Raw genomic sequence first — 25608 nt, 5'->3', positions numbered from 1 at the left:
TCAACAAATTAGCCTTTATCACGTACATTCTCTACTCCAATTTTTCAATTTATTATTGTTGATAGTTAATGAGGAAGACTGAATTATGGCTGTAAAGTATGTCTATTTAATGACACTAATACTCATGCTGAATAGGCTATTTAAGGTGATTCATGAAAGTATGAAAGAGAGATATGGTTATGAAGGTTTATGTCTATAAGCTTGCTCCAGCGATAAACATATAAGCGTAGTTGTTCATCAAATAGCTCATCAAAATATCTGTTAGTTAACTTCTTTTTTATCCAAGAACCTTAATAAGATGAATTAAATTCATCTTTTGTTTAAATTGTATCGTTTTTATTCATGTTCTGATTTAGGTATGATTCATCTCATACACAAATTTGGTTTTATCTCAGATATTGAGAACAGATTAAGGCAGTCAATCACCATGAGTACACCGTTTACCTATTCAGTTTCGAGCATTCGTTTTGATGAAAACTATCAACCTGCAGACAGCACGCGTCTGACGACTAATTTTGCAAACTTGGCGCGTGGTGAACATCGCGAAGAGAACTTACGCAGAACATTAAGAATGATAAACAATCGCTTTAACGCACTGGCGCATTGGGACAACCCAACAGCAGACCGCTATTCTGTTGACGTGGATATTATTTCTGTAAACATGGATATCGAAGGCAGCGGCAATAATTTTCCTATTATTGAAACCTTAAAAACAACGATTACCGATCATAAAGACAACACCCGTATGGAGGGCATGATTGGCAACAGTTTTTCCTCTTATGTACGCGATTATGATTTTAGTATCGTACTGTTAGATCATTTTGATAAAAAACCAGGTGAGCCGGTGCCAGGAAACTTTGGTGACTTACATGGTAAGTTGTTTCAAGACTTATTGAATTCAGAGGCATACAAAGCACAATTTAATAAAAAACCAGTGATTTGCCTCAGTGTTTCAACCAGCAAGACGTATCAGCGTACAGCCAATCATCACCCTGTATTAGGGGTTGAATATAGACAAGATGAATACTCACTGACCGATGAGTATTTCCACAAAATGGGCTTAACCGTTCGTTACTTCATGCCTGTAGGTAGTGTCGCGCCGTTAGCGTTTTATTTTGCCGGTGATTTGTTAAGTGATTACAATGATTTTGAGCTAATCAGCGCAATCAGTACGATGGAGACGTTCCAAAAAATCTACCGTCCTGAAATTTACAATGCCAACTCGACAGCGAGTCAGGTGTATCAACCAAGCCTTAAGTATCAAGATTACTCACTGACGCAAATTGTATATGACCGTGAAGAGCGCAGCCAAATGGCAGTGACACAAGGTAAGTTTACGGAAGAAACGTTTATCAAGCCTTATCAGGAGATTCTTGAGCAGTGGGCGGCAAGCTATACCGTTGATAGCCAAGCGGATAAAAAACAAACCAATAATAAATATGCGGCTTAACTGTCCAAATTAGAGAAGATTACCCACCATGACAAAACTATTATTACCAACCTCAACTGCTGGCAGCTTACCGAAACCTTCTTGGCTGGCAGAACCTGAAAAAATTTGGTCACCTTGGGCATTAGAAGGGGATCAGCTGATTGAAGCCAAACAGGATGCATTGCGTTTGTCACTGCAAGAACAAGTACATGCAGGGATTGATATCGTAAGCGATGGCGAGCAGACCCGTCAGCATTTCGTGACCACGTTTATCGAACATCTCGACGGTGTTGATTTTGAAAATCGTGAAACCGTAAAAATCCGCAATCGCTATGACGCAAGCGTGCCATCAGTGGTCGGTGCGGTGAGCCGCCAAAAACCAGTATTTGTAGAAGATGCGAAGTTTTTACGTCAGCAAACCAATCAGCCAATCAAATGGGCCTTACCAGGTCCAATGACGATGATTGACACGCTGTATGACGGTCATTATAAAAGTCGTGAGAAACTGGCTTGGGAATTTGCTAAAATCCTGAACCAAGAAGCAAAAGAGCTAGAGGCAGCTGGTGTTGATATTATCCAGTTCGATGAGCCTGCTTTTAATGTGTTCTTTGATGATGTGAATGACTGGGGTATTGCCACGTTAGAGCGGGCTATTGAAGGTCTAAAATGCGAAACCGCAGTACACATTTGCTACGGCTATGGTATTGAAGCCAATAATAACTGGAAAAAGACACTGGGCTCAGAATGGCGTCAATATGAGAAAGCCTTTCCTCAGCTGCAACAGTCTAAGATCGATATTGTTTCACTGGAATGTCAAAACTCACATGTGCCGATGGATTTGATCGAATTGATTCGCGGTAAAAAGGTAATGGTTGGTGCCATTGATGTGGCAACCAATACTATTGAGACACCGGAAGAAGTGGCTAATACACTACGCAAAGCGTTACAGTTTGTCGATGCTGACAAGCTCTATCCTGCGACTAACTGCGGTATGGCTCCGTTATCTCGCCAAGTTGCAAGAGGCAAGCTAAATGCATTAAGTGCAGGCGCACAGATTGTTCGCCAAGAGCTGACTGCGTAGGGCTTATCTATCTGTAGGCAATCAGTAATGGTAACTGCCGTTTTAGAATTCAAAATTTAGGATCTCAGCAATGATTAAAGATATGATTGAAGCAACCGATTTTAGAGATGCCATGTCTTTGTTAACGACTGCGGTCAACGTTGTCACCACAGAAGGTGTATCTGGCGTTCATGGGTTTACAGCATCGGCAGTATGTAGTGTCACAGATACACCGCCAACTTTGCTCGTCTGTATGAACCAGACGTCGCGTTCACATGGGCATTTTATCGAAAACAAAACGTTGAGTGTCAATGTGTTAGGCGCTCATCATGAATCAATATCCAATGCGTTTGCTTCTAAATTAAATTCAGAAGAGCGCTTTAAACAGGGTTCTTGGACTCGATTAGCGACTGGTGCTCCTATTTTAGAAGATGCATTGGTCAGTTTTGACTGTGAGATTGAGCAAGTGCAGGAAGTGGGTACGCATAGTGTGTTTATGTGCCGTGTTGTCGCAGTCAAACAAACGAAACAACACAGAGGGCAGGAGGAAAGTTTGGTTTACTTTAATCGTGCTTATTCTCGCGTTGGTCAAGCAGAAATAGCTTAAGTCCATTATTCATCGTCAGCCAACCATTTAACTAAATTTAACTAAGAAGTAAATATCCCGTGGAATTAATCATTTTTTTAGTCATAGGTGCCCTCGCAGGATTTGCTGCGGGGCTTTTTGGTGTGGGCGGTGGAACTATCATCGTGCCACTATTATTTATTGTCTTTACTCAGATGGGGTATAGTCCTGACAACATCATGCATTTGGCGTTAGGTACGTCACTTGCGACCATTATTGTGACGTCTATTAGCTCCTTAATGGCACACAATAAAAAAGGCGCAGTCATGTGGCCTGTCTTCAAAAATTTAGCACCTGGCTTAGCGATAGGGTGCTTTTTAGGGGCAGGGATAGCAGGGCAGATATCTGGGTTATATCTTCAGCTCATCGTCGGTGTGTTTTTGCTGTGGGTTGCCTTTAAAATGTTTACCGGTGGCAAAAAGAAAACAACTAACGATACCAATAATCTTCATACAGTATTGCCTTCAAAACCCAAGCAACTGGCAGCAGGTGGGGTTATTGGTATCGCTTCTGCCATCTTTGGTATTGGCGGTGGTAGTCTAACAGTGCCATATCTCACGCGTTATGGTGTGGTTATGCAGAAGGCAGTCGGTACGTCAGCGGCGTGCGGCCTGCCTATTGCGATTGCTGGTGCGTTAGGGTTTATGTTTTTTGGAATGAAGCAGCAAGTAGATGTGCCCAATACGATTGGTTTTGTCCACGTTTATGCCTTTTTGGGCATTAGTATCATGAGCTTTTTCACTGCAAAGATAGGGGCGAAAGTGGCTCATATATTATCACCGCAGCTATTAAAAAAATGTTTTGCGGTATTGCTGACCATAGTAGGGTGTTATTTTCTTTATAAAGCGCTGCGTTAAGTATTGGTAGCGGTGTCAGAGATAAAGGTCACGAACAGCATTGGTTCGTGACCTTTATTTTTAATGGCTTAGGCATCTATTTTAAGTAGTCTGTTAATAGGATTTGAGGTGAGATGGCTAGTTCCATTGGGGTATACCCAAATTGCTATTATCTTTTAAAAGAGCTACTCTCCGATATATTTGGGGCGGCTCAGTTTTTAGGTTGGTAATTCTGTTAAATTAAGTTTTCTTAAAAATGCTCTCTAGAAATTAAAACAAAATCTTCCAACGTTGCAAAAACTTCATTTTGATCAGAATTTGTATTATTAACATACAAAACTACAGGAAAGCCGCCTTCTTCTAATGGCTCGTTATCAAGCAAATCAATATTATTTACAATTTGAAAACTCTCACCCTCATATTTTTTACCATAAATATAATAAAGTCCATAGTAAGAACTTTCATGCTCCTCAAAATCCAATAAGCAAAAGGACTCTATTCTTTCTTTGGCACTTACTAAACTAAAGAAAGTTCCATAAATTTCATAATAAGTACCTTATTTTTTAATCCTTACACTTGATACTTTTTAATAGCATTTTCATAGCCAAGTATTTTCTCAGACTCTTTCATCAGTATAGACCAGTCCTCGCTAATGCACAGATCACGAATAGAATATGTATGATAGGTATGCCACGAAGTACACTGTGGCTATCTCAGCGAGTTAAAACCATTGATATTATTAGCCCACAGCTGAACGTTTGAGTCCTCACTAGGGTACCATTCTTTGTTCTCATCAAAAAACTATCGGAAATAATTGGGACATTATTATCTTAATTATTTCCGATAGGTGGGTCTATTTAACAGGGTGCTTATACCCAGATATCTACGTGATGACCGCCTCATACAGCCCCTTACGCTTAAGCAGTTATCATTAATTACCAGGCATAGATACATAACCTGGCAGCTGCTCTAGGCGATTCATCCATGCCTTAATATTGCTATAGCTGTCTATAGCAACCTCTCCTTCGTGTGCAATTGAAATATAGGGATAAACTGCGCAGTCAGCAATAGTAGGACGGCTAGCTGCCAGCCAATTATGGTGAGCAAGGTGATCGTCAATCAATGCTAGTATTTTATACGAACGTTCTAAAGATTGCGTTAAATCACTTTCAAAACCGAATTTTTTGATCAAACGTGCTACGTTGGGCCCGTGCTGTATCTCATTAGAAGCAGTAGATAACCACTGCATCACATCAGCTTGCAGATGGGCTTCGTTAGGCCACCACGCTTCACCACCATACTTATTGGCTAGGTATACTAATATGGCTTGAGCATCTCTTAATATGACCGAGCCATCTTCTAAAACTGGGATTTCTCCCCAAGGATTTAGTTTAAGCATGGCTTCTTTTTTATGTTCGCCTTGCATAAAGTCAACAGGCACAATCTCTAGCGGTATGTCGATAAGTGAGGCAAATAGCCTTACCTTATAACAATTTCCAGATAGCGCTAAATCATATAGTTTCATAGTTTTTTTCCTCAGATAGTAGTTGATTAAATTCTAGTACATTTCCATCTGGATCACGGATGAACAAAGCAATCCTTCTCGTGCCTAATTTTTTAGGACCTTCTGTAACTCTTATGCCTTCTTTTCGGAGCCAGTCTTGCAGCTCGTTTATATCATCAATAATAAATGCTGGATGCGTCATACCAGGTTTTTTAATGGCTTCATCGAGTAGAAGGTTTCTTCTGTTTGTTATTTTTGCTGCATTAAAAATCAGATTAATTCTTACACCTGCTGATGTCATCATCTCATTTGCTTCACCTTCGGGTATGCGGTAGGTTTCTTTGAATCCAAGACGCTCATAGAAAGCAATAGCTTCGTGCCTATTACTCACTCTAATACCAACATGATCGTAAGCAAGCGCAACCTGTGAGTTTGTGTGAGTTGCATTACTCATAAGATGTTTCCTATATCGGTTTTGATACATCTACTATGACACTTTGCCATTTAAAAGATAATACTGTAATTTTGATAATGATATTTTCAATAAATGAGAGGGTTATGGACCGACTACAAGCAATGTCTATGTTTGTGAAAGTGGTGGAGGTGGGCAGCTTCTCCGCCGCAAGCAAAGATTTGAACGTGCCATTGCCAACCTTAAGTAGAAAGATAGCTGAATTTGAAAACCAACTGGGTGTTCGTTTGTTGCATAGAACCACCAGAAAACTCTCTCTAACAGACTCTGGAAGTGATTATATAGACGCGTGTAAAAGAATATTGGAGCAGGTGGAAGAAGCAGAGGGTAGAGCCAAAGGAGAGTATTTAGAGCCAAAAGGAGATTTGGTGATAACAGCGCCCATTATGTTTGGAAGGCTGCACGTGCTACCAATTATTATTGAGTTTTTGTCGTTATATCCAAACATAAACGTGCAGCTTCTATTGTCAGATAGAAACATGGACTTGTTCGAAGATGATGTAGACATGGCCATTAGAATAGGTCAGTTGCCAGATAGCACCATGATAGGTACTCAAGTAGGCAGTATGCGAGTCGTGACCTGTGCAAGCCAACTATTCTTATCTGGACAGCCTGAATTACAGTCACCTTATGATTTAACCCAGCGCTCTTGTATCTTGTTAAACACGGCAAAGACAATCCCTTACTGGCGCTATTATTTGCCAAGCTCTGGATTAACAGTTCACATAGATGTCTTGCCTAGACTAACGGTCAATGACAGTGACTCTGCTGTTAAAGCTGCGGTAAAAGGTGTGGGCATTACTCAGCAATTACATTATCAAGTGCAAGATCTTATCGATAAAGGTGATCTCAAGGTCATACTTCATGAGTTTGAGCCTGATAAAGTCCCAGTGCATCTGCTTCATAAGACTCGAAAATACTTACCTCAAAAAATGAAGGTTTTTTTAGAATTTATATTGCCAACACTCAAAAAGAGCATTAGCGATTTATCCGTTTCTAATTGATTATTTTTTGTCATTCATAAAAAACCCTTGTTATCTCGTTAATACAAGATGGTAAGGGGTTAGAGTAGTATTTTTAGTACTCAGTATGATAAGTAATTACTCGCCTACAAAATTTGTCATTAAGTAATTACCTATCATACTAAGAAAGTACTAATCTACACTATATTCAAACCATTGATCTTAGCTGAGTAACTAATGTTTTAAGCACTTTCTGGGGTTTATATCACTTATGCCTATATAGGTTCTATCTTAATTCATCTCATATTCTTTAATCGCTTGTTGAACAATTTTACTATTATTATTCGATAACTTATCAATTCCATATCCTAGCTTAGCTACTTCCACTCTAACATGGTCCAATTTAATTATGCCTCTACATTGTGTAGATTGAGAGCATGCCTTAGCATTAGACTTTTACAATGATTAAATAGCTTCTTTGGATACTTTTTATTTGAACTTTAGTGAACATAAGTCTATCATGATAAGGTTGTCAAAAATATTTTATCGCTAATTATTTTTTATATCGGTAAGGAATTCTAATGAAAAGCATTCCTCATGAGGGAAAAGGTATTTTAAACCCGAAATACGCAATAAAAATAATGGGTTTTAATTTCCTAGCATTACAAATCTTATTAGGCGTTATAAGAGAGAGGAGAGTTGTTGAATTTTCTTGGGGCTTATACTGTTTCAGTCGATACCGTCCAAAAAAGATTATTAACTATGAGATAGATTTGGAGAAAATCGAATTTTCTATGCTTACAAGTCTTTGTATAAATAAAGAAAATTTAATTTGTCGTAGTGTGTCCTGTAATGGACTTGAGAAAGTATATGCTGAATACGGTCAACCTGGTGCTCGCTTAGTATATACATCATCAGATAGTAATAATATTTATGATCCATACAGAAATGATCTTGGTATATATCATATACACGACATTATCAATATCGAAAACGATAGATACTTAGTTTCTACAGGTGATAGTAATAAATATTTAGATGAATTTATAATAAATGCTAACCATTGCAAGTTAGTAAAACGTCACCTAACTCACTTAGGAGGATTTACATCATCAATAAAAATAAAAGGAACCGTATTTTTTGGTACTGATTTTACATACAGACCGAACTATATTTTGAATTTCAATTCGGGTAAAAAATATTTTTTGCCTAAACAGGCATGGCTGGAGTATGTAATAAATATACGTGTTGAATCTGAGAGCTCAAATACTCTAACTGTAATCACAAAAAAGTTGAATTATGCTATAGGACATCAGATCGTTTTTTGCTTGATAAGTAATAAATTTATATCTGCGATAAAAATATCCGTCATTGACAAGACTTCTTATGAAACCATTTAGGATCAGTTGAAAAAGTATTGAAGTATTAAAAACTCTGTAGAATTAGAAAATTTAGCATAGATTTATTATTGACCTCTACCTTCTTTAAGCCACTTCTTTTGTTTTTTTGAGGGCATAAAAACCCCCTTGTCATCTCATTAATACAAGATGGCAAGGGGTTAGGGTTGTACTTTTAGTGTTCAGGATGATACTTTATTACTCGCGTACAAGTTTTCAAAAACTTATAGCATAAATTATTCCACAGTCACCGATTTTGCAAGGTTACGTGGTTGATCGACGTCTGTGCCGCGCATTACTGCCACATGATATGACAGTAGCTGTACGGGCACACTATAGACGATAGGCGCTAGCGTCTCACACACATCAGGCACATAGACCACATGTAGTCTGTCTTCTGCGATCATTTGGCTAGACTCACTAGCAAATACGAACAGCTCACCATGACGGGCATGTACTTCTTGCATGTTGGCTTTTAGCTTATCAAACATGCTGTCTTTAGGTGCCAGTACGACGATTGGCATGTCTTTATCGACCAATGCCAATGGGCCGTGTTTAAGCTCGCCTGCGGCATAACCCTCTGCGTGAATATAAGAGATTTCCTTAAGCTTTAACGCACCTTCTAAGGCGATAGGAAACTGTAACCCGCGACCTAGGAACAAGCAGCTTTTCTTTTCTTCAAAGCTTTCGCTCATGGTTTTAATCGGTGCATCGAGGTTTAAACTGGCATGCAGTTGACCAGGCAGTCGTTGTATCTCCGCAATCATTGCGCTCAAGCGCTCACCAGTCATGCGCTGCTGTACGACACCAACTTTCAGTACTAATAGCATTAAAGCAATAAGCTGTGCAGTAAATGCTTTGGTAGAGGCGACACCAATCTCTGGGCCTGCGAGCGTCGGTAAGAAAACATCTGTCTCACGTACCAATGACGAGGTAGGTACGTTACACAATGCTAAGCTGACCAGACCTGTTGGCGTATGTTTTTGAATATCACGGAGCGCAGACAACGTATCAGCGGTTTCACCAGACTGAGAAATACAAATTACTAAGGTGTTATCGACGACGACTGGATTGCGATAACGAAACTCGCTAGCCACTTCAACTGAACAAGGGATACGTAGAAGGCTCTCAAACCAGTATTTTGCGACCAGCCCTGAGTGATAGCTGGTGCCACAAGCGATAACTTGTACATTACGAACACCCGATAGCTGCGATTCGTGACGCTGCAAAAAATCATCGCGTAATTTAGAGGTTTCACTCTTGTCGACGGCCATCTCAATCGTACGAGCAACGGCATCTGGCTGCTCATAGATTTCTTTGAGCATATAATGCTTAAACTCACCTTTATCGGCATTATGCTGTGCCGCATCAATCTCATGAACTTGCCGTGTGACCTCAACGCCGTCAGCGTACACCTGAATCGTTTTACGAGTTAGTCTAGCGATATCACCTTCTTCTAAATACATAAAGCGGTTGGTAACTGGCAATAGTGCCAACTGATCTGATGCGATGAAGTTTTCGCCGATACCCACACCGATCACTAGCGGTGAGCCCAGACGCACCGTAATCAGCTCATCTGGACAGTCAATATGTACGACACCAAGGGCAAATGCACCATGTAACAATGGAATAACCTTACGCACAGCTTCTAACAGATCTGGTGTGTTTTGATAAATGTCATTAATGAGATGCGCGACCACTTCGGTATCTGTCTGCGACGTAAATTCATAGCCTTTCGCCATGAGTCCTTCTTTGAGTTCAGCATAGTTTTCGACGATACCGTTGTGCACGATGGCAACTTTACCCGAAACATGTGGATGGGCATTACGCTGCGCAGGTTCGCCATGAGTTGCCCAGCGAGTATGAGCAATACCGATATGACCGTCAAAGAATTCTGGATTCACGGCGACTGCATCGACCAATGCTTGTACTTTACCGACTTGGCGTTCACGATGTAGCTCACCATTACGGATGACAGTCAAGCCCGCAGAATCATAGCCTCTGTATTCTAGACGTTTAAGACCTTCGAGTAAGATATTGGCGATATTACGTTCAGCAACTGCCCCTACAATTCCGCACATGGCTATTCCTTAAGTTTAATTTTTGATATTTTTATGTTTTGACCGATTGATATAGAGAGGTTTGACCAATCAATAATGTGGTTGACTGCTAAGCAACTTATTTCATCGCGCTATAGTTGATCCACTATAAAATAAATACAGCGATACTGGGTGCATTTTGCGTAGCCTTTGTCTGCGCAGGCACAGCAAGCAAGGAAAATGTATGCCAGTGTCGCATGGTTATATTTGTAACTGTTTTATTTAGGACTGACTATATCAATATGATAAAGCAGCACCACAAAAATTGCCGTACTGCTTAAGTTTTTTTAAAAATACTATGATTGACCTAACTCTTAACAAAGCGACTATTTTTTAGTGGGTCGTTGAAAGTCGTTTTTTTGTGTTTGTCGAGCGCGACCAAAGGCCAATGCGCTGGCATCCACGTTTTTAGTAATCACAGAGCCTGCTGCAACCGTTGCTGTATCACCAATCGTCACTGGTGCTACCAAGCTGGCATTTGAGCCGATAAAGGCATTATCTTCAATGGTGGTTTGCGATTTGTTGGCACCATCATAATTACAAGTAATCACGCCAGCACCGATGTTGACGCCAGTTCCGACGGTGGCATCGCCGACATAGCTTAAGTGGTTCACTTTGCTGCCGTGACCGATAGTTGATTTTTTGATTTCGACAAAATTACCAATTTTACTGTTGTCAGACAACACGGTCTCAGGACGCAAGTGGGCAAATGGACCAATATCGACACCAGCACCGACCTCGGCATGATCAATGACGCAGTATGGTTTGATATAGCAGGCATTGCCCAGTTGTGAGTGTTTAATAACACAGCCTGCTTCAATATAAACATTGTCTCCCAAGGTGCAGTCACCCTCGAATACGACGCCAACATCGATAAACACGTCTTGACCTGCCGTGAGCGTACCACGGATATCGACACGGGTAGGATCGGCGAACTGCACACCAGCTTCTTGTAAGTCAGCGACTATTTTGCCCTGCCAAGTTCTTTCTAAACTGGCAAGCTGTTGGCGATTATTGACGCCCTCAATCTCAAAGGTATGCTCAGGCTCAATCGCTGCAATGGTGATGCCATCAGCGACGGCCATTTTGACAATATCGGTCAGATAGTATTCTTGTTGCGCGTTGTCGTTAGAGAGCTCAGGTAGGTATTTGTGAAGTAGGGCATTATCGACGCAGTAAATACCGCTATTAATTTCTCGAATCTGCTGCTCGTCAGTATCGGCATCTTTTTGTTCAACGATAGCAGTAATATTACCGACGTGATCTCGCTTGATACGACCGAGTCCAAATGGATTGTCCACTGTCAACGTCAGCATAGACATGCCATTGGTATTTGCTGTTTGCAAAGCAGCCAACGTCTGTGCGCTCACCAAAGGCACATCACCATAGAGAATGAGACTTTGTCCGTCTTTTGGCAAGTCAGACAGCGTCACTTTTACCGCATGTCCAGTGCCTAACTGCTCGGTTTGGGCGACCCAAGTGATGGATGATTGTGAGTACTGGTCAGTAATTTCTGACTTCACTTGATCGCCGCCAAAACCATGAACGATGATGGTCTCATCAACTGTCATTTTATGACAAGTATCTAGTACATGGCCCAATAACGATTTACCAGCTAAGGTCTGAAGCACTTTTGGTTTAGCCGACTGCATGCGCGTGCCTTTACCAGCAGCGAGGATGATCACAGAGAGAGGAGAAGTCATAATAACCTTATAAATGTAACAAAATATAATACCTGATTATAGCGCAAATGTTCATTCAGAAAAATACGGTGATGTGCAGGCTTTGTAAATTATATTCAATAATTAGCATATAAGGTAGTAAAAGTATATATAAACTCAAAAAATCTGTCAGATTTATACCGTATATCTATCAAACATACGGTATTTTTATTAAAAAGGTAGAATGAGCATCACAAGGACCCAAACTGCTGCCGCCATAATACCAGCGATAATATCGTCGAGCATGATACCCAAACCACCAGCGACTTTTTTGTCAGCCCAGCCAATCGGTGGCGGCTTGATGATGTCAAAAAATCGGAAGAGAACAAAAGCAATGAGGATGCCGATGACAGAAGAGGGTTGTGAGATGTTTTGCCAAAAATTACTGTCAGCAATACCCATATAAGACAAAGGTAGCAAGGTAATCCAGATACCTGCCCATTCATCCCAAACGATATGCGGGTTATCATGCCCACCCATTAGATTAGATGTGCGACCGCATATCTCGTTACCAACCAGACAGGACAGAATGGTAATAATCAGGAATGGTACGAAGCCTAAGCTCAGCAGTGGTATGGCGACGATTAAGCCGCCAACAGTGCCCCAAGTACCAGGCGCACGGCGAGGCAGGCCACTGCCCAAACCAAGACCAAGCCAGTAGACCATACGGTCAATCGAAGTGGCATTTTCTGGTAGCGGTGGACAGTCATTGGCTTTACGAATGTCGGGCTTAGAGAGGTCATGATCAGTCATGGGTCAACCTGAAAAGTGTTGGTAGCCAGTAAGACTGGGCCATGTGGTAAATGGTGCGGGATGCGCCGCTGTGATGGGCTGATTTTGATAATACAGCTCAGGGTGTAGTGCTATAGGCTTGTTTGCCATTGTTTTCACATCGTCTGCCAGTGCAACCACTTCACCGATACAGGTCACTGGCGTGTCGCTGCTATTATTGACTGGTGGCTTTAGGTGAGCGGGCAAAGTAAACGCCAGCTCATAATCGTCACCACCTGTTAATTGACACAGCAAGCGCTCAGACAGATCAATGTGAGCCAGTGAGCGGCTGGTCGGCAAGTGCTCTACGTTTAGGCGTATGCCGACTGCACTTTGTTGGCAGATATGACCTAAGTCTTGATACAAACCATCAGAGATATCTATCATCGCTGTTGCGCCACTTTTGGCCAATGCTGCACCTAAAGCGATACGAGGGGTTGGCATATGCAGACGATGAGCCAGTTCGATACCTTGAGCATTATCAGGATGCAATAGTGCATAATTGGCATCACCAAGCGTGCCCGACACATAGACTTTATCGCCTACCTGCGCGCCTGAGCGATATACAGCATCTGTGTCTGCGGCAAGCAGTCCTTGCGCGCTGACACTCAATACTAAATTATCACTGCGTGTGGTGTCGCCACCAATCAGCGTCACGCCGAATAGCTGGCAGGCATGAAACAAACCTTTGGCAAATTCGGTGAGCCATTCCTCATTGGCAAGTCGCTTAGGCAGTGCTAATGCCAATAAAATACTATGCGGAGTCGCGCCCATCGCAGCGATATCTGAGACATTGACAGCGACAGTTTTATAGCCAATGGCAAACGCCAACTCATCAACTTGTTGCCAGTCAGCGCTAAAATGCCGACCTTGAACCAATGTGTCAATACAGCTGACCAAGCGTGCGCCTATAGGCAGTGCTGTCACCGCTGCATCATCACCAATGCCTTTTTCGACATAGTCTGATGCTGGCTGCGTGGCCTGCATTTGGACAAATATACGCTCAATCAGCTCAAATTCATTCATGGTTAGTCTTGGTTTTTAGCATCGTCAGCGTTTTTCTTGCTCGCTTTAAAGTCACTGATATTTGCACTGGCTTTACTAGCGCTATTGCGTTTAACACTGGCGTTATTTGCACTGATACGTGGCTTATTTGAGGCGGTTGGTTTTTCTTCGATTGACTCTAAATCGACACTGCTGTCTATCTTAGCAGTTGTTTTTACAACAGGTTTAGCAGAGGCTTTTTGTGAGGTACGTAGGTTGGCTTTGCTGTCTGATGCTACTTCAGTCGCACGTAGTTCAACTGCCATCTTATCTAATACCGCATTAATCAGTTTATGCGCGTCAGTGGCACCGAAGTGATTATTCAGTTTCATCGCCTCATCTAGAACGACTTTATATGGAATCTCTAAACGGTTTTGAAGCTCGTAGGTGCCAATTAACAAAATAGCGTGTTCAACAGTGTCTAATTTATTGATTTCGCGATCAAGATTCTGAAGGATTAGCGCATCTAAAGCTTCAATCTGTTCTGGGATATCACGCATCATTTCGTGATAATAGCCAATGTGTACGGTATGCATCGCATTGGTCGCGCGCGTACGGGCAGCGATATCATGTGGTGCATTGGCTTTCCAACCAAGTTTGCCATCTACATCAAAACGGCGATCCGTGACCAACCATTCGTACAGGCCTTGCATAGCAAAACGGCGCGCCTTACGGATAGCGGTGTGACTGGTCTTATAAGAAGACTCACTCATGTCGAAGGTTTGATCACCCGCACTGCTGCTTGCTATACGGGTAGCTTCCGCTTGTTGATCATTGATTTGTGCGGTTTTTGCAGCATTAATAGCGTGTTTGAGTTGGTCAGTCATAAGGGGTCAATACCTGAGTTTTGAAATAGAATGTTAAATAGTGGTCGGCTGGCATGTATTACCAGTCAGTTTTGGATCTTGGTTTAAATATTAAAGCTAAGTACCGAAGCTAAATACTTAAGCTAAGTGCTGAGGTTAAATATTTAATTTAAGTATTTGAGTTAAACACTTAAGTTAAATATTTAATTTAACCAATCAGGGCTATAGCAATAACCATAACCCCAATTAAATTCATAAACAGTGTGGTTCTGTATCTGTCTAGTCTGCTTCTCTATTTAGAGAGCAACAAATTAGAGAGCAATAAAACTACGCGTCATCGATGTCATCATCAATATCTAGCTGTGACAGCACGGCAAGCATTTCTATCACGACCATCGCCGCCTCTGAGCCTTTGTTACCTGCTTTGGTGCCAGCACGCTCAATGGCTTGTTCGATGCTATCAGTGGTCAATACACCATTTGCGACTGGGATGTTGTAATCCATAGCGACAGCGCTTAAACCTTTGGCTGATTCGTTTGCAACAAAGTCAAAATGCGGCGTGCTACCACGGATAATCGCACCCAAAGCAACGATGGCATCAAAGCGATCCGATTCAGCAGCGCGCTGGGCAACCAATGGTAATTCAAAGGCACCAGGCACACGAACAACGGTGATATTGCTACCTAATACGCCATGACGGAGCAATGCATCGATAGCACCATCTACCAATGACTCAACGACAAAACCATTGAAGCGACCGACTACGATACCGATACGAACGTCTTTGTTTTGATGTAGGTTGCCATCGATATGAGTCACGTCATTACGTTGCTGTTGTAAATTTGACATAAAAAATCCTTTGCCTAATGGGCTTTTAATATAAATATAGGAGTAAGTATAAATGTGCGGTTAACTATAATAGATACGTTCAAATAACAAGTTTGATTGTTTGGTTTGTGATTCAATCGGCACTGATAACCAAAGAAGCTGACAGTTAAATGAACGAAAATAAGTGGTTAGCGCTATGATAACATTTTTTTCTGTTTTATTTGTGTTTTACAAGCGTACTAAAGACGCATTTGTATACCTTGCGCTGCCATATATTCTTTGGCTTCTTGCACCGTGTATTCACCAAAATGAAAAATACTGGCTGCGAGTACCGCATCGACGCCGCCTTCTAGTACGCCTTCTGCCAAGTGTTGTAAGTTTCCAACACCGCCTGAGGCGATCACAGGTATGTTCACTTGATTGGTGATTTGTTTCATTAATGCTAAGTCATAGCCTTTTTTGGTGCCATCACCGTCCATCGAGGTGACCAGTAATTCACCTGCGCCCAGATCAGCCATCTTTTTGGCCCAAGCCACCGCATCAATCCCCGTTGGTTTACGCCCACCGTGAGTAAAAATCTCCCAACGTGGTACGATAATACCATTCACATTGATATCGGCGACGCGTTTGGCATCGATGGCAACGACGATACATTGATTGCCAAATTTTTGCGCGGCTTCGCCAACGAACTCTGGGGTAAACACGGCGGCTGAGTTGATCGCGACTTTATCCGCGCCAGCATTGAGCAGATTACGGATATCAGCGATTTTACGCACGCCGCCGCCGACAGTGAGCGGGACGAATACGGTCTCGGCCATACGCTCGACGGTATGATAAGTAGTGTCGCGCTCATCGTTGGTCGCCGTAATGTCCAAAAAAGTAATTTCATCAGCGCCTTGTTCGTTGTAGCGTTTGGCCACTTCGACAGGATCGCCTGCGTCTTTGATATCGACAAATTGCACGCCTTTGACCACACGGCCATTGTCCACGTCCAAACAAGGGATGATACGCTTTGCTAACATGCCGCCTCACTTATGTATTAAATCCATATATTAAAAATTAACGCAATATTTTATCAATACATTCTAACAAAATTAAAAAGCCTATATCGTGATAATCTATCTTAATATCTTTATTCTAGAGTTTGAGCAATGAAAATTTTACTAGATTTTGATGGGGTGATGGTGACAACACCCGCTTGGCAAAAAGTTGAACATTTAGACGATGGTTTTATGGCATTTAACGAGTCTTGTGTCGAAAAATTAGCAGACGTTTTATTTGCGACTTCAGCGGATATCGTGTTGACGACTACTCACCGTATCCATTATAACGAAAAACAGTGGCATCAGATTTTATATACTCGAGGAGTAATGACAGATAGCATCAGTAAGGTTAATCAAGCACGTACTTTTACTGACTTATCAGTTCGATGCATAGAGGTTTTGGAATGGGTAACTGCTAATCCAAATGAGAATTACGTCATTATTGATGATGATAAGTCGTTACGAGACTTACCTATTGAGATAAAGGATCGATGGGTTGAGACTAAATTTCATAAAGGATTGACGGAAAAAGGTAGCAAGCAAGCTCTTAGTATTTTACTAAGTAATGATTAGAGTTAAACTTGAGAAGTGAATCAGTTTAACTTGCTAGATGCTGTTCAATAGATTTTCGGTATAATGAAATGTGAAAGTGTCATGCTAATTTGAATAAACCTATTAAAGAGAAGCTTATGTCCGTCTATACCCAGTTAACCGATGACCAGTTTGCCGCCTTTTGCCAAAGCTTTGGCGTATCATTTGTGCGTGCCATTCCGATTACCCAAGGCATAAAAAACTCAAACTGGTTTATTCAAACAACTGACGATGTAGACGGTGCATACTCTTATGTGTTGACGTTATTTGAAGAGCGTCCACCGGCTGATATCGAAAAAATGGCGATTATTCTTAATCAATTAGATGGCAAGCTACCAGTTGCCGCGCCACTGGCTGTGATTGAATCTGATACCGCTGATGCTAATACAAATAGCGGCACAAATAGCGAAAAAAGCTATGTGATTCATTATGAAAACAAAGCCATTACGCTAGTGCCTTGCTTAGCAGGGTCGCATCCAGAGCAAACCACACCAGCGATGTGTCATGATATCGGCGCGGCATTGGCGATGCTGCATGAGACATTGCAGGCGTTACAGCCAGCTGAGCAATATGGTGTGCCTCTATACCCATGGGCAGACGTACGCGACCGAGAAATGCAGTTTATGCCAGGTGACGAAGCCAAGTTGATGAGTGATATTTGGCAGTCATATAGTGAATTGCCACTGACAACTTTGCCGAATGGTTTGTGTCATTTGGATATGTTTGCGGACAATACCTTATGGAACCTACAAAAAGGGGAAGAGCGTCTCACTGGTTTATTGGACTTTACTGAGGTCAGTGTCGAGCATTATGTGATGGATATTGCCATTACTATCAATGATTTTTGTACCACTTGGGGCATGGCTGAGCAAGGCGAATCGGTGAATTTTGACCGTAGTAAAATGGCGGCATTCTTACAAGGGTATGAGTCTACACGCCCAATGAGCGATGATGAAAAACGGGCATTGCCTGTGATGCTTGCCAAAGCTGCGGTGATTTTTTGGTTGTTGCGTTTAAATGTGATTCATTACAACCGTACTGAAGGGCGTACGGGGGATAATATCATGGTCAAAAATCCTGACTTGATGAAGCGTCTGGCCTCTTACCATTGGGCTCATGTTGAAAAGGCGCAAAATACCGTATTTGTATTATTAAACAAACAGGACAATCAAATTGTCGGTATCTTTCGAAATATTACGCAAGCCGAGCAAGCGCTTGATAGCATAAACAATAACAGTGAGCTTACCATCAAAGAATATACGCTAAACCAATTATCGTAAGCATTGCTGATTCATTTATTCTTGCACCAACATCGAGCATCAAAACCTCAGAGGCGAACCCATGACTGATCAAGTTGATAACTGGCACAAACTGGCACGCTACGATACCAATATGCAGGGCGAATTGCATGCCAATTTGCTGAGAAATAATAACATCACGGTATCGATGCAAGCGTTGAGTAGTATTCCAGGCATGAATTCAGGCGCGGTGCTCTGGGTGCAAGATACGGATTTAGCAGAAGCTCAGCGTATTTTAGAGACCATACCAGCTGATGGAGCTGCTTTGCTTGATGAAATGAGTGATGCTGACTTTGATGCGCTATCTGATGCTCAAAGTAATCCTACTCAAGGCAACCCGATAACAAATGGTGAACCGAGCATAAACGATGATTCGATTGCAAACAACAACGGCGGTAACGACTAAATGTGTCAACTCTTAGGAATGAATTGCAACACCCCAACGGATATTGGTTTTAGCTTTGCAGGGTTTCGCAAGCGCGGTGGTATGACCGACAGTCACGAAGATGGTTTTGGTATTGCCTTCTTTGAACGAAGTGACTGTGTGAATAATGACGAAACGGTAAATGACTCAACAGGTCTGCGTCTGTTTCATGACAATCGCCCAAGCCACTTGTCACCAGTCGCCGACTTGGTCAATAACTACCCAATCAAAGCCATGAATGTCATTGCGCATATCCGTAAAGCGACGCAAGGGCAAAATTGCTTGGCCAACACGCATCCGTTCGTGCGTGAAGTGTGGGGCGAGCAGTGGGTGTTTGCGCATAATGGACAGATGAATAGCGAGTTCATTAAACGCTGTCAACGCTTGCAAGACAATGGTAATGCCGCGCATTGTCAGCCTGTCGGCTCAACTGACTCTGAAATGGCATTTTGTTATTTGGTCAATCGTCTTAAAAGCAGCTTTAAAACCCGTCCTGATGACAAAACGTTGTTTAACTTTTTGACCACGCAATGCCGCTACCTGTCTGCTAATGGACTATTTAATTGCTTGATATCAAATGGTAAGTGGCAACTGGCTTATGCGGGTAGTTTATTGTTTTATCTCACGCGTAAAGCACCGTTTGGTGAAGCAAAACTGGCTGATGATGATATGGCGATTAACTTCGGCGATGTGACCACAGATACGGACAAAGTCACTATTTTGGTCACTGTACCATTGACTGAAAATGAGAAATGGCAACAATTGGCTGTCAATGAATGCTTAATATTCCAAGATGGCGATGTCATTTATCAAGACAGCCCAAGCCAGCGCAAGTTTTTGACGATTGATGAAGGGATTGCGATTGCACGAGCGGTTGGGGCGAGTGTTTAGGGCGTAATACTAACCCAAATAACTCCCACAACACCGCTTAAATTTCTCACCAGACTCGCAAATACACGGTTGCTTTTGGCTAATAGTCATCGCGACCGTTGGGTCTAAAAAGTACCACCGCGCGTCGTTATCAGCCTTGCTTTTTACCTTTACAAAGGCAGACAGCTCATGATGCGCCTGTGTTTTCTCTGCTAAACCTTCTATATTGTTTTTGGTATTAAAATACGCCTTAAATTCCACCTTGGCATGACGTTTACCAAGCTTTGGTGTGTGCTCCACAATCTCTAGTCCTGCCCAGTCCGTCTCTTTTGCCCAGCTCTCAATTGCCTCTACGTCAAGCAAATCTTGCTGCGCAGGCAGCGTAGTCTTGACGATATACTCTGGCCTAACCAACACAAAGGCACTATAACGCGTGCGCATCAATCGCTCAGCAGATTCTGCATAGATATTACCTGCTCGATCAGTTTCGTTATTATAAAAAGCATCATGATAAGGCTGGCAGCAGTCTTGATAGGATAGTGGCGTTGAGCCTACCGATGTTGATGCTGGATTGATTTGGCAAGGGCAAGTCTGTAGGAAAGGATGCATATTTTACTCAAGGTTTTTTTGAATTTAGCTCTGTAGTTTATATAGTTAGTCCTAAATAAAAGAGATATAACCATACGATACGGGTTAAATTTTTCTTGCTTGCTGTGCCTACGCAGACAGAGGCTGCGCAAAACCTAACCCGTATCGCTGTACTTATTTTATAGTGGATAAACTATAACACCACAAGACTTTAACGTCGCATACTCTCTATCATATCTGGCAATATACCGACTTTGAGCTGTGCCCAAGGTGCTGGATCACGGAGCTGTTGCCAAAACGGCTCAAAAGGCGGGGCAACATATAGCAGCAGCAAAAGGATAATGTACAGTAGACAGTACCACCATTTGTCATCATGCTGATAAAACTTCATCGCAGTACCTGATGAGCGCTTCATTTTCATATTGGATAAGTTAACGCTATAAAGCTCGTCTAGGGTTAAATGTACCATAGCCCCACCAAATAAAAACAAACCATAAAACCAGCTGGTCGTCAGTGGCAGCTGTAGTACAAAATAATTGAGATAAGTTAATCCCAGTCCTAATATGGCCATATAAGGAACGGAGTGAATCACACCGCGATGCACCGTCATATTGGTGAATACATAAAACACCACATAGCGCATAAAGCCATAGCCTGCTAGCCATAACGCCATCAATGATAATAAACTCAGCTCACTGCGCCAATGCATAACTAAACCGAAGGCGAAAATAAACGAAGTAATGTTAAAACCAAGTTTAATCGGTGTCGAATTATCCGAGTCCAAGTCCGGTAACAGCCCACCGATAGTGCCAAGCGCCACGCACACCAAAAACCCTGAATCATTGAGTAATCCAGCTTTATAAACCGTTAGACTCATCGTGCCGCTGACCATAAATGCAACATTTAGGTGGGTATTAAAATTAGCCATACAAACTCATTTATCCATCGCGCTCAAAAAGACCTTTCGAGCAGCTCATCTAGTAGTAAAAAAGGGCACCATGATACCATAGCCCGCTTATACGTTTAATATAGACAACCCTTAAGAGAAAGCGTTTATGTCTACTAATGATTTACCTGTCATTCTTGACTCTGATGTCCGTGTTGAGAGCGCTACCGTGCTTGATAAAGACTTTGCTGAGATTGATTGGCAGTCACCATGGATGTGCCACCTTAATCAACTGAGCAGTATCAGTGAAACCATTCAAAATCTAAGCACCATAACAGCACCAGAAAACGTAATAGGAGATGCGGTGAATGAAAAGCCGCTAATAGATGTCATCGCTGATGTATTAAATACTGCGCTTAATCGGCAGAGGAAAGAGATACAGGAGTTTCTACCTACTACCAAGCCGACTGAAGACAATCAAGTGCACGCTTTAAAGTTTGTCTCGCAGGATGCGCTACCTGAAGGCGAGGCGTATGAAATTTTTATTGCAACGACTGGTCATATTCCGACGCGGGATAATTTGCATGATTTATTTAATGGCAGTATTTGGTTAACCTTTCCAAAGACAAAAGCATTGCTCAATTATTATCATATGTTAGAGATAGCAGCACAAGGAGTCAGTGAGCATCGAGGGCGTGTGCGAGATACTATCACTGTATTTGATGAAAATGGCGCCGTACTCGTCACGGTAGATCCAAATATCGGCGAAGCGTTGATTGACTTTAATTGGCAGGCAAGTTTGGTGGCGCCACGTGCTAAATGGGACAATCCAAAACAACCAAGTTCGAGTGCTCAAGCCGCAGTCTATATCTTTGGTCATGCCTTACTTGAGCAACTGATACATCCACGCAAACCTCTATGCGCTCACAGCATTGTCATTCATGTTTCACAAGCGTTTTTTGCCTTATCATTAGCTGAGCGTATGAGCCGCTTGGATAATAAGGTTGCCGAATACATGAATACGTTATTATCAAAAGAGGGCGTTACACCGCGTCAGCTTGCGCCACTGCCTATTTTAGGTGTGCCACACTTTTGGTCAAAAAATATTGATCCGCGCTTTTACGATGATAACTATGTGTTTCGCAGTGGCCGTCGCAAGAAAATAATGAACGCAAAGTAATAAGAGCGATAGAGAGCAGTGCGTATCTAAGCCTTTGTTACGTTTACGATTGTGCCACGATTTGACTACGTCTAGGCGTTAACAAAGGTCGACATCTTTGTTATGGTAAAAGGACGTTATTGTTGAAAGATAGAGAGATGAGTTAAAAAGGCACCTAGCTATTTTATTTATTTCACCATTCTATTAATTGCAATTGTAGGTTGATTGCTTCAACCTGCGATTGCTCTTAACAATAAGTGATAAAAGGTTTATCTAGCCACCAATTATCAGCATAAGCGTTAGAGCGTTTATGTTCAGGATATATAACAATGATAAGGAAGCTACTATGAGCGATATTTTTGATGTAAAAGACACGATTACGGTCGATGGCAAGGAACATGCCTACTATAGCCTGCCAGCGCTAACCAAAACTTATGAGAACATCAGCAAGCTGCCGTTTTGCATGAAAATTGTATTAGAAAACCTATTACGTAATGAAGATGGCGGTCAGTCAGTTGGCAAAAACCATATCGAAGCCGTTGCCAATTGGGATGCTGGTGCAGAGGCATCAAAAGAGATTGCCTTTATGCCAGCCCGTGTGGTCTTGCAGGATTTTACTGGTGTGCCTTCGGTTGTGGATTTGGCAGCGATGCGTGATGCAGTGGTTGAGCTGGGCGGTAAGGCTGAGCAGATTAACCCATTTATTCCTAGTGAACTGGTCGTCGACCACTCTGTACAAGTCGATGCTTACGGCCGCGAAGATGCGCTAGATTTGAACGAAAAAATTGAATTTAAGCGTAACAATGAGCGTTATGAGTTTTTGCATTGGGGCAAGCAAGCGTTCGAAAACTTTGTGGTCGTACCGCCAGCCACTGGTATCGTGCATCAGGTAAACCTTGAGTATCTGGCTCGTGTTGTGATGGCGGCTGATGTTGATGGTGAATTGATTGCTTATCCTGACACCGTATTCGGTACGGACAGTCACACCACCATGATTAATGGTATTGGCGTGCTTGGCTGGGGCGTGGGTGGTATCGAAGCAGAAGCGGCGATGTTAGGTCAACCTTCATCAATGCTAATTCCGCAAGTGGTCGGTTTTGAGCTTAAAGGCAAGCTGACCGAAGGCGTCACGGCAACCGATTTGGTGTTGCGTGTGGTCGAGATGTTGCGTGCGCATGGCGTGGTCGGTAAGTTCGTTGAGTTTTATGGTGAAGGCTTACACAGTATGCCGCTAGCAGACCGCGCCACTATTGCCAATATGTCACCTGAGTACGGCGCGACTTGTGGTATTTTCCCGATTGATCAAATGGCGATTGATTACTTGCGTTTATCTGGTCGTGAAGAATCACAAATTAAACTGGTCGAGCAGTATGCCAAGGCGCAAGGGTTATGGCACGATGCTGACACACCAGCGGCGACTTATTCAAGCAAGCTAGAGCTGGATTTATCGTCAGTACAACCGGCACTAGCGGGTCCAAACTTACCGCAGCAGCGTATCAATCTGTCTGATATGCATGAAAAATTTGGCGAAACGTTAGCAAAAATGAATAAAGACCGTAAGTCAGAAGTAGAAGGCAAGGTACGCTTCGACCAAGAAGGCGGCGAGCAAGAACAAGCGGAAACGTTAGCCGCACAGCCTAAGGTTGACGAGGATCAAGACGATGGCTATCAACCTGCCAATGGCGTTTTCTCTACCGTGAGTATTGATGACAAAGACCATAAAATCCGTGATGGTTCGGTTGTGATTGCAGCCATTACCTCTTGTACCAACACCTCAAACCCAGCGGTCATGATTGGTGCAGGTTTGGTTGCGAAAAAAGCAGCGGCAAAAGGTTTGAAAGCTAAGCCTTGGGTCAAAACGTCATTAGCACCTGGCTCAAAAGTCGTGACCGATTATCTGGAAAAAACCAAACTGATGGACGAGCTGGAAAAAACAGGCTTTTATTTGGTTGGTTATGGCTGTACCACTTGTATCGGTAACTCAGGGCCATTGCTTGACAGCATCGAAAAAGGCATTGAAGAGAATGATCTCGTTGCGTCAGCGGTGCTGTCAGGCAATCGTAACTTTGAAGGTCGTATCCACTCACACGTCAAAGCCAGTTACTTGGCGTCACCACCGCTCGTCGTGGCTTATGCGCTGGCAGGTACGGTGGATATCGATATGACGACGCATCCACTTGGGCAGGATCAAGACGGCAATGATGTCTATCTAAAAGATATCTGGCCAACCTCAGAAGAGATCAATGAGCTGATTGCTAATAATATCGATGCTGACATGTTCCGCAAAAATTACGGTGAAGTGTTTGCGGGTAGTCAAGCATGGAACGCCATTAGTTCAGCGGATAGTCAGCTGTATCCATGGAGTGAAGAGTCGACTTACATTAAGAACCCACCGTTCTTTGATGGTATGACCATGGAGCCAGAAGGCATTCCTGATATCGAAGGTGCGCGTATCTTAGGTCTGTTTGGTGATTCAATCACCACCGATCATATCTCACCAGCGGGTAATATCGATCCAGACTCGCCAGCAGGCAAGTATCTACAAGGACGCGGTGTGCTGGAAGCGGACTTCAATAGCTATGGCTCACGCCGTGGTAATGATGCGGTCATGACGCGCGGTACCTTTGCCAATATCCGTATCAAAAATACGATGATGGCTGGTAAAGAGGGCGGCTATACCTATTACTTCAATGGTGATAGCGCTACGTTACAAGATGGCGAAGAAATGGCCATTTATGACGCAGCTATGAAGTATAAAGAAGATAAGCGTCCGCTTGTGGTACTTGGTGGATCAGAGTATGGCTCTGGCTCTAGTCGTGACTGGGCTGCCAAAGGTACAATTTTACTCGGCGTAAAAGCAGTATTGACCAGCTCATTTGAACGTATTCACCGTTCAAACCTAGTGGGTATGGGCGTACTGCCATTGACCTTTAAAGACGGTGAAGATGCAGCCACTTATAACCTAGATGGCTCAGAGGTATTGAGTATCACTGGTTTAGAAAATGGCGAGAGCAAAACTGCTACGGTTACTGCTACACGTGCTGATGGCTCTACCGAGAGCTTCGATGTTAATGTCATATTGCAAACACCAAAAGAGCGTGAATACGTGCGCCATGGTGGGGTATTGCACTATGTGCTACGTCAGCTAGCTGCGGAGAGTAAAGACGCAGGTTAGTGTTTAATTAAGTTTGATAT

24 protein-coding genes are annotated in these 25608 nt (G+C 42.6%); 12 read left to right on the top strand and 12 right to left on the bottom strand.

What is annotated here, in order from left to right:
* The first annotated feature begins 427 nt into the window (after window positions 1-427).
* The 4 genes from ACT3QP_RS02930 to ACT3QP_RS02915 all read left to right on the top strand — a co-directional run bounded on the left by ACT3QP_RS02930 (window position 428) and on the right by ACT3QP_RS02915 (window position 3971).
* On the top strand, window positions 428-1450 hold the full coding sequence (locus ACT3QP_RS02930) for a DUF1852 domain-containing protein (protein WP_444524420.1): 1023 nt from the start codon (window positions 428-430) through the stop codon (window positions 1448-1450).
* Between the two features lie 28 nt (window positions 1451-1478).
* Window positions 1479-2510 carry a methionine synthase gene (locus ACT3QP_RS02925; protein WP_444524419.1) on the top strand — a complete coding sequence of 344 codons (1032 nt, stop codon included), beginning with the start codon at window positions 1479-1481 and terminating at the stop codon, window positions 2508-2510.
* An 82-nt stretch (window positions 2511-2592) separates the two neighbouring features.
* On the top strand, window positions 2593-3096 hold the full coding sequence (locus tag ACT3QP_RS02920; protein WP_444524430.1) for a flavin reductase: 504 nt from the start codon (window positions 2593-2595) through the stop codon (window positions 3094-3096).
* A gap of 59 nt (window positions 3097-3155) precedes the next feature.
* Window positions 3156-3971 (top strand): sulfite exporter TauE/SafE family protein, encoded by an 816-nt coding sequence (locus ACT3QP_RS02915; protein WP_444524418.1) that lies wholly within the window; start codon window positions 3156-3158, stop codon window positions 3969-3971.
* A gap of 229 nt (window positions 3972-4200) precedes the next feature.
* Here the strand turns inward: ACT3QP_RS02915 and ACT3QP_RS02910 are convergent, their stop codons facing one another.
* From ACT3QP_RS02910 to ACT3QP_RS02900, 3 genes are all read right to left on the bottom strand, one after another.
* Complete coding sequence (locus tag ACT3QP_RS02910) at window positions 4201-4431, bottom strand: hypothetical protein (RefSeq protein ID WP_444524417.1); 231 nt, start codon at window positions 4429-4431, stop codon at window positions 4201-4203.
* 450 nt (window positions 4432-4881) lie between these two features.
* The gene (locus ACT3QP_RS02905) at window positions 4882-5475 is read right to left on the bottom strand and encodes a glutathione S-transferase family protein (RefSeq protein WP_444524416.1); all 594 of its coding nucleotides are present in this window, start codon (window positions 5473-5475) and stop codon (window positions 4882-4884) included.
* Complete coding sequence (locus tag ACT3QP_RS02900) at window positions 5462-5908, bottom strand: VOC family protein (RefSeq protein ID WP_444524415.1); 447 nt, start codon at window positions 5906-5908, stop codon at window positions 5462-5464. The genes ACT3QP_RS02905 and ACT3QP_RS02900 overlap by 14 nt, the downstream gene beginning before the upstream one ends.
* 104 nt (window positions 5909-6012) lie before the next feature.
* On the opposite strand from ACT3QP_RS02900, the gene ACT3QP_RS02895 reads away from it, so the two are divergent.
* Both ACT3QP_RS02895 and ACT3QP_RS02890 read left to right on the top strand, forming a co-directional pair.
* Window positions 6013-6930 (top strand): LysR family transcriptional regulator, encoded by a 918-nt coding sequence (locus ACT3QP_RS02895; RefSeq protein ID WP_444524414.1) that lies wholly within the window; start codon window positions 6013-6015, stop codon window positions 6928-6930.
* 539 nt (window positions 6931-7469) lie between these two features.
* On the top strand, window positions 7470-8288 hold the full coding sequence (locus tag ACT3QP_RS02890; protein ID WP_444524413.1) for a hypothetical protein: 819 nt from the start codon (window positions 7470-7472) through the stop codon (window positions 8286-8288).
* A 233-nt stretch (window positions 8289-8521) separates the two neighbouring features.
* On the opposite strand, the gene glmS is transcribed toward ACT3QP_RS02890, so the two are convergent.
* The 7 genes from glmS to hisF form a co-directional block, all read right to left on the bottom strand.
* Window positions 8522-10366, bottom strand: a complete 1845-nt coding sequence (gene glmS, locus ACT3QP_RS02885; RefSeq protein ID WP_444524412.1) for a glutamine--fructose-6-phosphate transaminase (isomerizing) — start codon at window positions 10364-10366, stop codon at window positions 8522-8524.
* Between the two features lie 344 nt (window positions 10367-10710).
* Window positions 10711-12087, bottom strand: coding sequence for a bifunctional UDP-N-acetylglucosamine diphosphorylase/glucosamine-1-phosphate N-acetyltransferase GlmU (gene glmU, locus ACT3QP_RS02880; RefSeq protein WP_444524411.1), 1377 nt, complete (start codon window positions 12085-12087; stop codon window positions 10711-10713).
* 189 nt (window positions 12088-12276) lie between these two features.
* Window positions 12277-12858 (bottom strand): phosphatidylglycerophosphatase A family protein, encoded by a 582-nt coding sequence (locus ACT3QP_RS02875; protein WP_444524410.1) that lies wholly within the window; start codon window positions 12856-12858, stop codon window positions 12277-12279.
* Between the two features lie 3 nt (window positions 12859-12861).
* A complete protein-coding gene (gene thiL, locus ACT3QP_RS02870; RefSeq protein WP_444524409.1) occupies window positions 12862-13902 on the bottom strand; it encodes a thiamine-phosphate kinase in 1041 nt (346 codons plus the stop codon).
* A 2-nt stretch (window positions 13903-13904) separates the two neighbouring features.
* Window positions 13905-14747, bottom strand: a complete 843-nt coding sequence (gene nusB / locus ACT3QP_RS02865) for a transcription antitermination factor NusB (RefSeq protein WP_444524408.1) — start codon at window positions 14745-14747, stop codon at window positions 13905-13907.
* 306 nt (window positions 14748-15053) lie between these two features.
* Window positions 15054-15575: a 6,7-dimethyl-8-ribityllumazine synthase gene (gene ribH / locus ACT3QP_RS02860; protein ID WP_192519630.1), complete on the bottom strand. Its 522-nt coding sequence runs from the start codon at window positions 15573-15575 to the stop codon at window positions 15054-15056.
* A 218-nt stretch (window positions 15576-15793) separates the two neighbouring features.
* Window positions 15794-16576: an imidazole glycerol phosphate synthase subunit HisF gene (hisF, locus tag ACT3QP_RS02855; RefSeq protein ID WP_444524407.1), complete on the bottom strand. Its 783-nt coding sequence runs from the start codon at window positions 16574-16576 to the stop codon at window positions 15794-15796.
* 129 nt (window positions 16577-16705) lie between these two features.
* Here hisF and ACT3QP_RS02850 point away from each other — a divergent pair, with 129 nt between their 5' ends.
* The 4 genes from ACT3QP_RS02850 (at window position 16706) to ACT3QP_RS02835 (ending at window position 19801) form a co-directional block, all read left to right on the top strand.
* A complete protein-coding gene (locus tag ACT3QP_RS02850; protein ID WP_444524406.1) occupies window positions 16706-17170 on the top strand; it encodes an HAD domain-containing protein in 465 nt (154 codons plus the stop codon).
* A 116-nt stretch (window positions 17171-17286) separates the two neighbouring features.
* Window positions 17287-18468: a homoserine kinase gene (locus tag ACT3QP_RS02845; protein WP_444524405.1), complete on the top strand. Its 1182-nt coding sequence runs from the start codon at window positions 17287-17289 to the stop codon at window positions 18466-18468.
* Between the two features lie 61 nt (window positions 18469-18529).
* Window positions 18530-18892 carry a hypothetical protein gene (locus ACT3QP_RS02840; RefSeq protein ID WP_444524404.1) on the top strand — a complete coding sequence of 121 codons (363 nt, stop codon included), beginning with the start codon at window positions 18530-18532 and terminating at the stop codon, window positions 18890-18892.
* The gene (locus ACT3QP_RS02835) at window positions 18893-19801 is read left to right on the top strand and encodes a class II glutamine amidotransferase (protein WP_444524403.1); all 909 of its coding nucleotides are present in this window, start codon (window positions 18893-18895) and stop codon (window positions 19799-19801) included.
* Window positions 19802-19810: 9 nt separating this feature from the next.
* Here the strand turns inward: ACT3QP_RS02835 and ACT3QP_RS02830 are convergent, their stop codons facing one another.
* A complete protein-coding gene (locus ACT3QP_RS02830; protein WP_444524402.1) occupies window positions 19811-20389 on the bottom strand; it encodes a YchJ family protein in 579 nt (192 codons plus the stop codon).
* A 190-nt stretch (window positions 20390-20579) separates the two neighbouring features.
* On the bottom strand, window positions 20580-21296 hold the full coding sequence (locus ACT3QP_RS02825; RefSeq protein ID WP_444524401.1) for a metal-dependent hydrolase: 717 nt from the start codon (window positions 21294-21296) through the stop codon (window positions 20580-20582).
* Between the two features lie 127 nt (window positions 21297-21423).
* On the opposite strand from ACT3QP_RS02825, the gene ACT3QP_RS02820 reads away from it, so the two are divergent.
* On the top strand, window positions 21424-22434 hold the full coding sequence (locus ACT3QP_RS02820) for a DUF3025 domain-containing protein (RefSeq protein ID WP_444524400.1): 1011 nt from the start codon (window positions 21424-21426) through the stop codon (window positions 22432-22434).
* A gap of 325 nt (window positions 22435-22759) precedes the next feature.
* Window positions 22760-25588 (top strand): aconitate hydratase AcnA, encoded by a 2829-nt coding sequence (gene acnA, locus ACT3QP_RS02815; RefSeq protein ID WP_444524399.1) that lies wholly within the window; start codon window positions 22760-22762, stop codon window positions 25586-25588.
* Window positions 25589-25608: the final 20 nt, after the last annotated feature.

The organism is Psychrobacter sp. AOP7-B1-24 (assembly GCF_052376215.1).
In the GTDB taxonomy this organism is placed as follows: domain Bacteria; phylum Pseudomonadota; class Gammaproteobacteria; order Pseudomonadales; family Moraxellaceae; genus Psychrobacter.
The sequence above is the reverse complement of the archived record's forward strand: the minus strand, read 5'-3'. Positions and strand labels throughout refer to the sequence as shown.

Coding starts and splice junctions, on each gene's coding strand:
- ACT3QP_RS02835 (WP_444524403.1), top strand. CDS start 18,893: ATGTGTCAACTCTTAGGAATGAATTGCAACACCCCAACGGATATTGGT.
- ACT3QP_RS02875 (WP_444524410.1), bottom strand. CDS start 12,858: ATGACTGATCATGACCTCTCTAAGCCCGACATTCGTAAAGCCAATGAC.
- ACT3QP_RS02845 (WP_444524405.1), top strand. CDS start 17,287: ATGTCCGTCTATACCCAGTTAACCGATGACCAGTTTGCCGCCTTTTGC.
- ribH (WP_192519630.1), bottom strand. CDS start 15,575: ATGTCAAATTTACAACAGCAACGTAATGACGTGACTCATATCGATGGC.
- glmU (WP_444524411.1), bottom strand. CDS start 12,087: ATGACTTCTCCTCTCTCTGTGATCATCCTCGCTGCTGGTAAAGGCACG.
- ACT3QP_RS02840 (WP_444524404.1), top strand. CDS start 18,530: ATGACTGATCAAGTTGATAACTGGCACAAACTGGCACGCTACGATACC.
- nusB (WP_444524408.1), bottom strand. CDS start 14,747: ATGACTGACCAACTCAAACACGCTATTAATGCTGCAAAAACCGCACAA.
- ACT3QP_RS02850 (WP_444524406.1), top strand. CDS start 16,706: ATGAAAATTTTACTAGATTTTGATGGGGTGATGGTGACAACACCCGCT.
- glmS (WP_444524412.1), bottom strand. CDS start 10,366: ATGTGCGGAATTGTAGGGGCAGTTGCTGAACGTAATATCGCCAATATC.
- ACT3QP_RS02820 (WP_444524400.1), top strand. CDS start 21,424: ATGTCTACTAATGATTTACCTGTCATTCTTGACTCTGATGTCCGTGTT.
- ACT3QP_RS02920 (WP_444524430.1), top strand. CDS start 2,593: ATGATTGAAGCAACCGATTTTAGAGATGCCATGTCTTTGTTAACGACT.
- ACT3QP_RS02825 (WP_444524401.1), bottom strand. CDS start 21,296: ATGGCTAATTTTAATACCCACCTAAATGTTGCATTTATGGTCAGCGGC.
- thiL (WP_444524409.1), bottom strand. CDS start 13,902: ATGAATGAATTTGAGCTGATTGAGCGTATATTTGTCCAAATGCAGGCC.
- ACT3QP_RS02930 (WP_444524420.1), top strand. CDS start 428: ATGAGTACACCGTTTACCTATTCAGTTTCGAGCATTCGTTTTGATGAA.
- acnA (WP_444524399.1), top strand. CDS start 22,760: ATGAGCGATATTTTTGATGTAAAAGACACGATTACGGTCGATGGCAAG.
- ACT3QP_RS02895 (WP_444524414.1), top strand. CDS start 6,013: ATGGACCGACTACAAGCAATGTCTATGTTTGTGAAAGTGGTGGAGGTG.
- hisF (WP_444524407.1), bottom strand. CDS start 16,576: ATGTTAGCAAAGCGTATCATCCCTTGTTTGGACGTGGACAATGGCCGT.
- ACT3QP_RS02925 (WP_444524419.1), top strand. CDS start 1,479: ATGACAAAACTATTATTACCAACCTCAACTGCTGGCAGCTTACCGAAA.
- ACT3QP_RS02905 (WP_444524416.1), bottom strand. CDS start 5,475: ATGAAACTATATGATTTAGCGCTATCTGGAAATTGTTATAAGGTAAGG.
- ACT3QP_RS02890 (WP_444524413.1), top strand. CDS start 7,470: ATGAAAAGCATTCCTCATGAGGGAAAAGGTATTTTAAACCCGAAATAC.
- ACT3QP_RS02900 (WP_444524415.1), bottom strand. CDS start 5,908: ATGAGTAATGCAACTCACACAAACTCACAGGTTGCGCTTGCTTACGAT.
- ACT3QP_RS02830 (WP_444524402.1), bottom strand. CDS start 20,389: ATGCATCCTTTCCTACAGACTTGCCCTTGCCAAATCAATCCAGCATCA.